10 protein-coding genes and 1 pseudogene are annotated in these 12669 nt (G+C 62.1%); 9 read left to right on the top strand and 2 right to left on the bottom strand.

Features of this window, described 5'->3' with window-relative positions:
- Positions 1–170: 170 nt before the first annotated feature.
- The 6 genes and pseudogenes from fni to crtB all read left to right on the top strand — a co-directional run bounded on the left by fni (position 171) and on the right by crtB (position 6162).
- Complete coding sequence (gene fni, locus JN403_RS20310) at positions 171–1226, top strand: type 2 isopentenyl-diphosphate Delta-isomerase (RefSeq protein WP_205484033.1); 1056 nt, start codon at positions 171–173, stop codon at positions 1224–1226.
- Positions 1223–2050, top strand: a complete 828-nt coding sequence (locus JN403_RS25940) for a hypothetical protein (protein ID WP_345945825.1) — start codon at positions 1223–1225, stop codon at positions 2048–2050. Before fni ends, JN403_RS25940 begins: the two co-directional genes overlap by 4 nt.
- Positions 2014–2496, top strand: a complete 483-nt coding sequence (locus JN403_RS25935) for a nucleotide disphospho-sugar-binding domain-containing protein (protein ID WP_345945824.1) — start codon at positions 2014–2016, stop codon at positions 2494–2496. Before JN403_RS25940 ends, JN403_RS25935 begins: the two co-directional genes overlap by 37 nt.
- Positions 2493–3683, top strand: a complete 1191-nt coding sequence (gene crtY / locus JN403_RS20300) for a lycopene beta-cyclase CrtY (RefSeq protein WP_205484032.1) — start codon at positions 2493–2495, stop codon at positions 3681–3683. Before JN403_RS25935 ends, crtY begins: the two co-directional genes overlap by 4 nt.
- Position 3684: 1 nt before the next feature.
- A pseudogene (locus JN403_RS20295) lies at positions 3685–5176 on the top strand (phytoene desaturase).
- Complete coding sequence (crtB, locus tag JN403_RS20290) at positions 5173–6162, top strand: 15-cis-phytoene synthase CrtB (protein ID WP_205484031.1); 990 nt, start codon at positions 5173–5175, stop codon at positions 6160–6162. The pseudogene JN403_RS20295 and the gene crtB overlap by 4 nt, the downstream one beginning before the upstream one ends.
- On the opposite strand, the gene JN403_RS20285 is transcribed toward crtB, so the two are convergent.
- The gene (locus JN403_RS20285) at positions 6044–6589 is read right to left on the bottom strand and encodes a sterol desaturase family protein (RefSeq protein ID WP_122538099.1); all 546 of its coding nucleotides are present in this window, start codon (positions 6587–6589) and stop codon (positions 6044–6046) included. The two genes, crtB and JN403_RS20285, sit on opposite strands and share 119 nt — an antisense overlap.
- An 891-nt stretch (positions 6590–7480) precedes the next feature.
- Here JN403_RS20285 and JN403_RS20280 point away from each other — a divergent pair.
- The 3 genes from JN403_RS20280 (at position 7481) to JN403_RS20270 (ending at position 10050) form a co-directional block, all read left to right on the top strand.
- Positions 7481–7837 carry a hypothetical protein gene (locus JN403_RS20280; RefSeq protein ID WP_205484030.1) on the top strand — a complete coding sequence of 119 codons (357 nt, stop codon included), beginning with the start codon at positions 7481–7483 and terminating at the stop codon, positions 7835–7837.
- A gap of 103 nt (positions 7838–7940) precedes the next feature.
- A complete protein-coding gene (locus JN403_RS20275; protein WP_205484029.1) occupies positions 7941–8189 on the top strand; it encodes a hypothetical protein in 249 nt (82 codons plus the stop codon).
- 247 nt (positions 8190–8436) lie between these two features.
- Positions 8437–10050 (top strand): methyl-accepting chemotaxis protein, encoded by a 1614-nt coding sequence (locus JN403_RS20270; protein ID WP_205487560.1) that lies wholly within the window; start codon positions 8437–8439, stop codon positions 10048–10050.
- Positions 10051–10150: 100 nt separating this feature from the next.
- Here JN403_RS20270 and JN403_RS20265 read toward each other — a convergent pair whose 3' ends face one another.
- A complete protein-coding gene (locus JN403_RS20265; protein WP_205484028.1) occupies positions 10151–12553 on the bottom strand; it encodes a glucose/quinate/shikimate family membrane-bound PQQ-dependent dehydrogenase in 2403 nt (800 codons plus the stop codon).
- Positions 12554–12669 lie beyond the last annotated feature (116 nt).

The raw sequence follows: 12669 nt of genomic DNA, 5'->3' as shown, positions 1-12669 counted from the left end.
ACTGTTCGTCGCGGACCGGTGAGGGGTGCGGGGTCGGTCGTCACGGAACAACTGCTGTTTCTAAATGCCTCAAGATACGGCAAAGTTGTACAGGAAAATCGGTTTTGTACAAGATTGCGTCTGCAGAAGACCGTATAGCCGGTTCAATAATTCAGCTGCATGGAGCGAGTATGACTCACAGCGATATGGGTCGTCGAAAAGACGATCACCTCGATATCGTGCTGGACAGGCGCGCCAGCGTGCGTTCTTCCTTCTCCGGACTGGACGACATCCGCTTCGAACACTGCGCGCTGCCAGAGTTGAATCTGGACGGCGTTGACGTGAGCAGCTCGCTGTTGGGCATTGCGTTGCGCGCGCCGCTGCTCATCAGTTCCATGACCGGCGGGGCCGACCGGGCCACCGCGATCAACCGTCATCTGGCCGAAGCTGCCCAGGAGTTGGGCATCGCCATGGGCGTCGGCTCCCAGCGGGTAGCCCTGCAAAGCGGCGGTGATCAGGGCCTCACTCGCGAACTGCGACGTCTGGCGCCGGACATCGCGCTGCTGGGCAATATCGGCGCCGCGCAGCTGATCGAGCCTGACGGCCTGGACATGGCCCGCCGTGCGGTCGACATGCTTCAGGCCAACGCGTTGATCATCCACGTAAACCCTTTGCAGGAAGCGGTTCAGGCCGGCGGCGACCGCCGCTGGCAGGGCATTCTCGACGCCATCCACCGCGTAGTGCTCGATGTCGGGGTGCCGGTGGTGGTCAAGGAAGTGGGCGCGGGCCTGTCTGCCGATGTTGCACTGGCGCTGGTGAATGCCGGTGTGCAGGTGCTGGACATCGCCGGCCTTGGCGGCACCAGTTGGGCCGCCGTCGAGGCCGAGCGCGCAGAGAACCCGGCGGATCGTGAAGTTGCCATGGCGTTCGCCCAGTGGGGCATTCCGACCGCCGTCAGCCTGGCCATGGTTCGCCAGGCGCTGCCGGACACGCCGCTGATTGCCTCCGGCGGCATTCATAATGGCATCGACGTGGCCAAGGCCATTCGGCTGGGCGCGGATGTTGTGGGTCAGGCGGCGGGCGTGCTGCGCAACGCAACCCTGTCCACCGCCGCCGTTATCGAACATTTCGACATCGTTATCCGCCAGCTGCGTATCGCCTGTTTCTGCACCGGTTCCGCTGATCTTCGCGCGCTGCGCAGTGCCCGCTTGCTGGCGCCCAACACCCTGCAGTCGTTGCTGTCATGACGCATTTCGCCGTCGTGGCACCGGCGTTCTACAGCCACTTTCAGGCGTTTCAGGCCCTGGCCGGAACGTTGATCGACCGGGGTCATCAGGTCACGTTTTTCCAGCAGGCCGATGCACGCCGCTGGCTGACCGATCCGCGCATCGGCTTCCATGCCCTCGGCGCCCTCAGTCATCCGCCGGGCAGCCTCGAAGCAGCGTTGCGGCGTGCTGCCTGTTCGAACAATCCGTTGCGCCTGCGCCGGGTGATCCGCGACCTGTGCGACACCACACGCATGCTCTGCGCCGAGCTGCCGTCGGCGCTGGCGCTGCGGCAGATTGAGGCCCTGCTGTGCGATCAAATGGAGGCGGCCGGCGGAATGGTCGCCGAAGGGCTGGGCTTGCCGTATGTCTCGGTGGCCTGCGCCTTGCCGGTCAACCGCGAGCCACAACTGCCGCTGCCGGTGATGCCGTTTGCCTACGCCACCGATGAGCGCAGTCAGCATATCTTCGAAGGCAGCCGCAAGGTGTACGACTGGCTAATGCGCCCATTGGGCAAGGAGCTGCGCGAGGCTTCACGCCGCCTGGCCATCGAGCCCCGCGACGGGCTGCATGAATGCCTCTCGCCCTATGCGCAGATCAGTCAGACCATCCCGGGGTTCGATTTCCCCGACAGCATCCGCCCGCGAATTTTCACGCGGTCGGGCCACTGCGGGCGGCTCAAACCGTACAACAGGGCGAATGGCCGATTGACCCGAGCCGGCCCTTCATCTTTGCCAGCCTCGGAACGCTGCAGGGCAGTCGTTTTGACATGTTCAAGCGCATCACCACGGCCAGCCGACAGCTGAATGCGCAGCTGCTGGTCGCCCATTGCGGTGGGCTCGACCGCCGGCAGGAGCAGCGGTTGATTAAAACCGGCGCGACTTGGGTGACCGATTTCGCGCCGCAACAGTGGGCGCTGCAACACGCTGATGCGGTGGTCACCCACGGCGGCCTGAATACGGTGATGGACGCGATCGTCGCGCGCACGCCGATGCTGGTCATGCCCATCGCGTTTGATCAGCCGGGCGTCGCTTCGCGGGTTACCCACGCCGGGATTGGCCTGCAACTGCGTCGCGGCGCCGGGGCAGGGCAGATCCGCGAAAGGCTGACGCAGCTGCGCGGGTTGTCCACCGAGCCTTTTGATCGCCTCGCAACGGAACTGGCCCGGGCCGGCGGCACGTCCCGCGCTGCCGACATTGTCGAAGCCGTGGTGCGCACGGGCGAGCCGGTGCTGGCGGGGTTGGTGCCATGACCTATGACCTGATTCTCGCCGGCGGCGGCCTGGCCAACGGGCTGATCGCCTGGCGTCTCAAACAACAGCGGCCGGAGCTGCGCGTGCTGTGCATCGAAGAGCAGGCGCACCTCGGCGGCAACCACACCTGGTCTTATCACGAGGGCGACCTCACCGCCGAGCAGCATCAATGGCTTTCGCCGTTGGTGGTGCAGCGCTGGGCGACCTATGACGTGCACTTCCCGCAACGCTCGCGACGGTTGAACAGTGGCTATGCCAGCATCACGTCGGAACGCTTTGCCGAGGTCATCGAGCCCGCATTGGGCGACGCGCTGCTGACCGGCCAACGCATCACCGAACTCACCCCGAATGGCGTCGTGCTGGACAGCGGCGAGCGGCTTGAGGCCCGCGCGGTGATCGACGGCCGCGGCGTGCAGGCCACGGCGCACATGGTGTTGGGCCAGCAGGCGTTTCTCGGACAGTTGCTGCGTTTGAAGGCGCCCCATGGCTTGACCGCGCCGATCATCATGGACGCCCGGGTCGCGCAAAGTGAGGGCTACCGCTTCGTCTACGTGCTGCCATTCTCAGCCGACACCTTGCTGATCGAGGACACCCATTACGTCGACCAACATTCATTTACTTCTGACCAACTTCGTCAGCACATCACTGATTACGCCGGGGCTCACGGCTGGGAAATCGCCGAGTGCCTGCGCGAAGAGCAGGGCGTGTTGCCGATCACCCTGGCCGGTGATTTCACCGCGTTCTGGCACGAAGCTGCAGGCCAGCCGCGATCGGGTTTGCGCGCCGGGCTGTTTCATTGCACCACCGGCTATTCACTGCCCCATGCCGTACGGCTGGCGGAGTGGGTTGCCGCTCAGCCAACGCTCCATTGCGACTCACTGGACGCAGGCATCCGCGCCATCGCGCAGCGTGCGTGGGAGTCCCAGCGTTTCTATCGGCTGCTCAACCGCATGCTGTTTCTGGCCGGGCGGCCGTCCAATCGCTGGCAGGTGATGCAGCGGTTCTATGGCCTGTCCGAAGGCCTGATCAGCCGTTTCTACGCAGGCCGCAGCACCCTGGCCGACAAGCTGCGCGTGCTCACCGGCAAGCCGCCCGTACCGATCAACGAGGCGGTCAAAGCCGCGGTCCGTTACCTGCCCAAGCATTACCAGGCCAGGCATCACCTGCCTAAGCACAACGAGAATTGAAATGACTCAAGCAAAAAGCGCAATTGTGATTGGCGCCGGTTTCGGCGGCCTGGCCCTGGCCATCCGGCTTCAGGCGGCGGGCGTGCAGACGACGCTGCTGGAAAAACGCGACAAGCCCGGCGGCCGCGCCTACGTCTACGAAGACGAGGGTTTCACCTTCGACGCGGGGCCGACGGTGATCACCGACCCGACGGCCATCGAAGAGCTGTTCACCGCGGCCGGTAAATCCATCAAGGATTACGTCGAGTTGCTGCCGGTGTCGCCGTTCTATCGACTGTGCTGGGAAGACGGGACGAAGTTCGATTACGCCAACGATCAGCAGGCTCTGGACACCCAGATCGCCGCGATGAACCCCAAGGACGTCGCCGGTTATCAGCGCTTTCTGGCGTACTCCAAAGCGGTGTTTGAAGAGGGTTATCTGAAGCTCGGCGCCGTGCCGTTTCTGTCGTTCCGCGACATGGTTCAGGCCGGGCCGCAGCTGGCGCGGCTGCAGGCCTGGCGCAGCGTGTACTCGATGGTGTCGGAGTTCATCGAGGACGACAAACTGCGCCAGGCGTTTTCCTTTCACTCGCTGCTGGTGGGCGGCAACCCCTTCGCGACGTCCTCCATTTACACACTGATTCATGCTCTCGAACGTCAGTGGGGCGTGTGGTTTCCCAAGGGCGGGACCGGTGCGCTGGTGCAGGGCATGGTCAAGCTGTTCCAAGACATCGGCGGGCAGTTCGAGCTGAACGCCGATGTCGCCAGTATCGAGACCCGTGGCCAGAGGGTGACCGGCGTACGGCTCAAGGACGGTCGGCAGATCAACGCCGATTGTGTGGCCTCCAACGCCGACGTCATGCACACCTACGCCGAACTGCTCGGCGGCCATCCGCGCGGGGTCAAGGAAGGCGCGCGATTGAGGGGCAAGCGCTTCAGCAATTCGCTGTTCGTCATCCACTTCGGACTCAAGCGTCCGCAGCCTCAGTTGCAGCACCACACGGTGTGCTTCGGGCCCCGCTACAAGGCGCTGATTCAGGAGATTTTCAAGCGGCGCGGCGCTGGCCGAAGATTTCTCGTTGTACCTGCACGCGCCCTGCATCACTGACCCGAGCCTCGCGCCGCCGGGCTGTTCCAGCCATTACGTGCTGTCGCCGGTGCCGCACCTGGGCAACGCCGATATCGACTGGGAAGTGGAAGGGCCGCGTTACCGCGATCGCATTTTCGAGTACCTGGAGAAGCACTACATGCCCGGTCTGCGCGAGGACCTGGTCACCAGCCGCATCTTCACCCCGCAGGACTTCAAGGGTGAGCTCAACGCGCACCTCGGTTCGGCATTTTCCCTTGAGCCGATCCTGCGCCAGAGCGCGTGGTTCCGCCCCCACAACCGCGACGCGAGCCTGAGCAATCTGTATCTGGTCGGCGCTGGCACGCACCCGGGCGCTGGCGTGCCGGGTGTCATCGGTTCGGCCAAAGCCACGGCCGGACTGATGCTGGAGGAGCTGCACTCATGAGCGTGGCCGATCAGGCGCTGCTCGACCACGCCACCCAGAGCATCGAAGTCGGCTCGAAAAGCTTCGCGGCCGCATCACGCCTGTTCGACCCGGTGACCCGTCGCAGCGCGGTGATGCTCTATGCGTGGTGCCGGCATTGCGACGACGTCATTGACGGTCAGGAAGCGGGGCATTCGGCGAAGGTGGTCAGTCAGCAGGAAGTCACCGAGCGGCTGCAACGGCTGATTGCCCAGACCCACGCCGTGTACGCCGGCACGCCCACCCACAGCCCGGCGTTCGAGGCGTTCAGGGAGGTTGTGCTGCGGCATGGCATCGAGCAGCGTTATGCCCTGCAGCATCTGGACGGTTTTGCGATGGACGTCAGTCAGCGCGAGTATCGGCGCATCGACGACACGCTGGAGTACTGCTACCACGTGGCGGGCGTCGTCGGCCTGATGATGGCGCAGATCATGGGTGTGAGCGACGAAGCGACCCTCGACCGTGCCTGCGATCTGGGTCTGGCGTTTCAGCTGACCAACATCGCGCGGGACATTGTCGAAGACGCCTCGGTGGGCCGTTGCTACCTGCCGGGCGACTGGCTGGATGAGTTGGGGATTCCCAGGGATCGGCTCGCGGATCCGCAGTATCGATCGCAAGTGGCCGTGCTTGCCCAGCGGTTGGTGGACATGGCAGAGCCGTATTACGAAAGTGCCAACGCGGGCCTGACCGCATTGCCGTGGCGATCGGCGTGGGCGGTGGCGACGGCGGGCTGCGTCTATCGCGAGATCGGCGTGAAGGTCAGGGCGCGCGGCGCTCGGGCGTGGGATGCGCGGGTGTCGACCAGCAAGCTGGACAAGCTGCGACTGGTGTTGGTGGGGGCGTGGAAGGCTAGCGTGACTCGTGGTCGGCAGTGGCCCGCGCGGCCTGCGAGCCTGTGGCAACGTCCGGGTCGGATTTCTGCAACGGACCGTCGTGCAGGCGTCGAAGCTGGGCGCGCAATCGAGTGACGCTCGGCGCGTACAGGAAGCCGAACGACACGCAACGCTCTTTGCCCGACACCGCGTGGTGCATCAGATGCGCCTGGTACAGGCGCTTGAGGTAGCCATTGCGCGGCACGTATTTGAACGGCCAGCGCTTGTGCACCAGGCCGTCGTGGGCAATGAAATACAGGAAGCCGTAAGCGGTCATCCCGGCGCCAATCCATTCCAGCGGGTGCGCGCCCTGGGTGCCGAGCGCGATCAGCACGATGGCGAAACCGGCGAACACCACGGCATACAGATCGTTCTTCTCGAACCAGCCAGTTCTCGGTTCATGGTGCGACTTATGCCAGCCCCAGCCCCAGCCGTGCATGATGTACTTGTGCGCAAACACGGCAAAGCCCTCCATGCCGATCACGGTGGCGAAAAATACGAGGGCATTGATCATCGGGTTCATCCGCGCAAGTGTCTCGACGTCAGACCGTAAAAGGGCCGACGGTGTTCGGTGCGTGATTGTCGCATGCCAGTGGCTGGAGGCGGAGGTCGGTTTGTCAGTTGCCGGTTGGGCGTGGCAGTCCGTTGTTATGTAGCGTGGCATTTGACGCCTTCCCGGCTAAAGCCGGTCCCACTATGAGTACGCGGTCGATTAGTGGGACCGGCTTCAGCCGGGAAGAGGCCAGTGTGAACGCCATCAATTCTGCAGCGTGACTGCCGACGCTTTCCCGGCTAAAGCCAGTCCTAAAGGTCGAACGCGTTGCTTTTAGTGGGACCGGCTTCAGCCGGGAAGAGGCCAGTGTGGGCGCCCCTCATTTTAACGGCACGTTGTGGACGCACTGCGCTGAGCAACGGTATCTTCGCGCGCTTTGTTCTCTGTCGTTCAAGGATGATCAATGTTGTCTACTCTCCCTGTGTCACGCCTGTTATTGATTCGCCCAATTTCTCCCTGGCTACGCTTGACCGCAATCCTCGGCGTTGCCTGCGCGCTTCTGGCCTGTCAGTCCCGGCAGGTGACGTCTCCTGTCGCTGCCCCGGCCGTCCCGAGCCCGGAAGACATCAAAAAGCAGCAATTTCACACCTTCGTCGCACGTTTCCAGTCCATTCTCGGAAACAGAGGCCTTGAGGCCAACAGCGAAGGCCTGACGGGTGAGGTTCGCCTGCGCATCAAGATCAATCGCAACAATCAGGTATTCAGCTGCGAAACCCAGGCCACGGGCCTTGCCACGTCGAATGCACCCCTTGCCGACCTTTCAAAAAGGTGTGTTGGAGCGCGGTGTTCCCGGTCGTACCCGTAGACCGGTTAGACAAAGACGGCAACGTCGAAGTCGTCGCCCCTTTGATCTATCTGCCCATGAATGATACCCAGCGCTTGTCCATGCAGCCCCTTTATCAGCACTACGCGCAGAGCCGCTATTTTGCCGAGCGGACATTGCTGAAAGCGCCGCCGGATAGCATTGGCGTGGTCACGTTCGAGTATCTGGCGAACAAGCAGGGCAAGGTCGAGGCGTGCGTCGTCAACCTCCAACGCCACCGCGAACGCCCTGAGGCCTTCACCTACGACAACGTCTTGCAAAGCCGGCTGGCCGAGCAATGCAAGCACTTGGACCTTACGCAGATGCCGGGTTTCTCCGTGGATGAAACCGGCGTGTCCAGAGGCGCGGTTGCGTTCGAATACAGTCCCTGGATGGCCGGGCCAGGCTTGCGCTAACGACCTTTTTGATCCTGGCGTTGGGCACCGTGGATCATAACCGACTGAACTGTGCGCGCCTCCTGCGGCCTCAGACTTACACCCGTTAAAGGAGGCCAAGGCCATGAACAACGACGAGTTCAATCAATACGACACAGAACGCTTTCACGGTCAGGTCGCCGAGCAGCTGGGCATCAGCGTGGAAGAGCTGAAAACCTGGATGATCAACGACATCGAGCGTGTCACCGAAGGCGGTGAAGAGGTGGGGCACATGGTGGTGTTCCGCGAGTCCACGCCGGATGAGGTGCTCGACAAGCTCAAGAATCCGCAGAGCCGTTTTACCGCGATGACGGGCGTTATCAAGGCCGACTGAGCCGTCGGCGTCACCGGCGAGCCAATCATTTCGCCAATTCCCTGAAGCCAGGTCGCGGTGTTCACTTGAAGGTAAGTGGGCACCGTGTCCTGGCTTTTTCAATCGGGCAGGCTCCATAACCACCACCGCCCTGTATCCCCGAGAAATGCCCGACAGTCCAACAGGAAATAGCCTTCAATAACGGATGGCCTGCGCCGATAACGTAGGCACAGCGGCGATTTTCCCACCGATAACCCGGGGCTTGATGATGTCGATAAAACTGCGTCTATTGCTATTGATCGGCACCAGCGTGCTCACCGTCGTGATCATCAGTCTGGTCAATTACCTGAGCAACGCGCGGACGGAAGCCGCGATGCTCGACAGTGAAGTCAGCATGACGGCGCTGAGCAATCATCTGGAAGCCGACATGATGCACGATGCCCTGCGCGCTGATGTACTGCTGGCGATGCTGGTCGGCGTGGGCAAAAGTGATACCCGTCGCGAAGACGTCGTGGCTGGCCTGAACGAGCATGCTGCGCACTTTCGCAAGGTCATCGCCGATAACCTCACACTGCCCCTCAATCCTGCGCTCAAGTCAGCGATGGAAAACCTCAAGCCTGGCCTGGACACTTATATCGTGGCGGGTGAGCGGATTGTCGAGCTGGCCCTCAACAGTCCGGAACGGGCACAGCAGGAACTGGCGTCGTTCAGCCGCGCGTTCACCCAGCTGGAAGATCAGATGGCCAGTTTGAGCGAGCTGATCGAAAACAACGCCAAGGCCGGCGGCGACGGGACTCGTGACGCGATCCACAGTGCCAACATTGCCCTCGGTGTTGTGCTGGTGATCAGTCTGTTGCTGCTGACCGTACAGGGCTTGTGGGTGACCCGAAGCATCATGGCCCCCTTGCAAACGGCCCGGCGCATTGCCGACAGCATTGCCCATGGCAACTTGAGCGAACCTATCGCTGAACCTGGTAATCGCGATGAAGCCAGCCTGCTGATCCTTAGCCTGGCAGCCATGCAGCGGGACTTGCGCGGGATGATCGAAGCGGTGCGCAATAACGCTCAAGGCGTCAGCACCATCAGCCAGCAGTTGGCGGGCAGCTGTCACGAAGTCGCCGGGAGCAGCCTGCAGCAGAGCGCCGCAGCCGGCACCATGTCTGCGGCCACCAGCGAAATGACGGCGAGCATCGAGGAGATCACGCGGCATGCGGAGCAGGCGCTGGCCATGGCCAATCAGGCCGAAACCCTGGCCAAGAATGGCGGCCGCGTAATTCATCAGGTGGTCAGCGACATGGATGGCATCGCTCGATCGTCTCAGCAGTCGGCGCAAGTGATTCGTCTGCTGGACAAAGAGTCTGAAGGCATCTTCAACATTATCCAGGTGATCAAGGGCATTGCCGACCAGACCAATCTATTGGCGCTGAACGCTGCTATTGAAGCGGCCCGTGCCGGTGAGCAGGGGCGAGGTTTTGCGGTGGTTGCCGATGAAGTGCGCAGCCTTGCGGGACGCACCAGCGCCTCTACCCAGGAAATTGCCAGTATGGTGGCACGTATCCAGCAAAGCACTCGCGACGCCGTGATGAGCATGGAAGCGGGTGTTGCTCAGGTCGATAAGGGTATGGCTGTAACTGCCGAAGTGGAGCAGGCCATAGGCGAAATTCTTGAGGCAACGCTGGGCACCACTCAGTTGGTCAATGACATTACCCGGACTATTGGTGAACAAAGTCTGGCCAGCAATGAGATTGCCCATCAAGTGGAGATGATCGCCAGCATGTCGGCTGGTAATAGCCAAGTGATTGGCCAGACGGCCAGTACCACCGATCAACTGGCAGTGCTCGCAGGCCAGCTCTCCCAATCGGTGGACCGTTTCCGGCTTTGACGCAGGCGTCGGTTTACAAAGCACCGACCACCGCCATGCTTGAATCGCAGGCAACAAAAAGCCCGATCACTCGGGCTTTTTGTTGTTGCTCAACCGCTGGTTATTTCGACGGCAGGGCGTAGGCGATCAACGAGTCGCCCATCTTGGTGCCAAACGAGCCATGCCCGCCGGCCATGATCACAATGTACTGCTTGCCACTGCTCTCGTAGGTCATCGGCGTGGCCTGGCCGCCCGCTGGCAGGCGTGCTTCCCAGAGCAGGTCGCCGTTGGTGACGTTGAAAGCGCGCAGGTAGTTGTCCTGGGTACCCGCGATGAACATCAGGTTGCCGGCCGTGGAAATCGGACCACCCAGCATTGGTACGCCGATTTTCAGCGGCGGCAGTTGAATGCCCTTCAGGCTGTCGCGGATGGTGCCGATGCGTTTGCGCCAGACCACATCGTGGGTCTTCATGTCCACGCCAGCCACATAACCCCAGGCCGGCTCTTTGCACGGCAGGCCCAATGGTGAGAGGAAGGCGTTGATTTCGACGCCATAAGGCACGCCGTACTGGGGCTGGATGCCCATTTCGGTACCTGAGCCGGTAGCACCTTCTTTAGGCCACAGCGGGTTGTTCGGGCCGCGTGGTATCAGCTTGGACACGAACGGCAGCGCCATCGGGTTCATCAACGCCACCTGACGGTCGGCGTTCACCGAGATACCACCCCATTCGAAGACCCCCAGGTTGCCCGGGAACACCAGCGTGCCTTGCTCGGACGGTGGCGTGTACTGGCCGTTGTAGGACAGCTGCTTGAAGATCACGCGGCAGACCAGTTGGTCGAACATGGTCGCGCCCCACATCTCCTTGTCGGAGAGTGTCTGAATGGACGTCAGATTGAGGTCCGAGCGCGGCTGAGTCGGGCTGACCCGATCGCCTGGCGCGGCTTCACCGGCAGGCACCTGCATCTCATGGACGGGCACAATCGGCTTGCCATCGCGACGGTCCAGCACAAACAGGTTGCCGGCCTTGGTCGGCACGTACACCGCGGGGACGGCGTCGCCGCTGCCGGTTTTCACGTCAGCCAGGGTCGGCTGAGCCGGTACGTCCATGTCCCACAAGTCGTGGTGAGTGGTCTGGAAGCTCCACACCAGCTTGCCGGTGGAACCGTTCATCGCGACGATCGAGCTCGCATAACGCTCCATCACCGGCGTGCGGTTGCCGCCCCAGATGTCGGGTGTCGGGTTACCGGTTGGCACGTAGACCACGTCGGTTTTCGCGTCATAGGCCAGCGGAGCCCAGGCGTTCGGCGAGTTGTTGACCAGGGTTTTGCCGTCGCCCGGGATTGCATTCGGGTCTTCGGCACCGGTGTCGAAGATCCACTTCAGCGCACCGGTGTTGACGTCGTAACCACGGATTGCGCCGGAAGGCTCGTGCACGGACAGGTTATCGGTCACCGAACCGCCGATGATCACGGTGGTACCGGTCACAACAGGCGGGGAGGTGGGTTCGAGGCCGCCCGGATACGGGTAGGGCTGCAGGTGCAGCAGATCCAGCTCACCGTTTTTGGCGAAGTCGGCGCAGGGTGCGCCGGTGTCAGCGTTGATGGCGAACAAGCGACCATCGTTGACTGGCAGGAACAATTTGCGCGGGCAACTGGTGGCGACCGGCTGGGTGCCTTCCAGGCTTTTTGCAAACTGAGTGGTGTCCGCCTGATCGAAGTAGGCGACGCCACGGCAGGTCAAGTGCTGGAAGGACGGATCGGATTTGAGCTTGGGATCGAATCTCCACTTCTCTTTGCCGGTGGCCGGGTCCAGCGCCACCAGGATCTGGTGGGTGGTGCAGATGTACATGTTGTCGCCAACCTTGATCGGCGTCAGTTCGTTGGTGGTTTCACCGGAGTCATTGGCGGTTTTCGATTCGCCACTGTTGAAGGTCCAGGCCACCTGAAGGTCTTTGACGTTGCCTTCGTTGATCTGGGTCAGCGGTGAATAGCGCGTGCCCGACTGCGTGCGGCCATAAGCAGGCCAGTCGCCATTGGCGATGCCCTCGACAGGCTGATGCTGGGCGGGTTGCGCCGTCGCCATGCTGCCGTTGATTTCCTGGGGGTCGTTGAAGATGGCGTAGACCATCACCACAATGGCCAGTGCCAATGTCGCGGATAAAAAGGTTTTGCCCGGCTTCAGACGCTCAGGGATATCACGGGTGACCCCCGGGATCAGCAGCCACAGACCCAACACCCCGAGGATGTCGAAGCGCGGCACCAACGCCCAGAAGTCCGTGCCTGCTTCCCACAGGCCCCAGACCACAGTGATCAGCATCAGCGCGCCATAGAGCCAGAGCGAGGCCGCGGAACGTCGCCACAACAGGACGGCGAACACCAGCAGCGCGACGCCCAGGAACAGATAATAAAAAGAGCCGCCCAATGAGAGCAGCCAGATACCGCCAACCACCAGAAACAGGGCAAAGATGCCTGCAATGATGGAAGTGAAACGCCTCAACCCTGAAGCTTTTGATAAGTCATTCATCGATGTTCCCCCTTGGGATGTAGTGCATGGACTGTGCGCGGTATAGGGGGTTCAACCCTCGGACGTGCCGTTTGGATGAAATTTTTCGGCACCACTGGCACCCGCTCTATCCAAGC

This window comes from Pseudomonas sp. 15A4 (genome assembly GCF_016925575.1).
GTDB lineage: Bacteria > Pseudomonadota > Gammaproteobacteria > Pseudomonadales > Pseudomonadaceae > Aquipseudomonas.
Note: the sequence above shows the minus strand (reverse complement) of the source record. Positions and strands in the feature narration are given on the sequence as shown.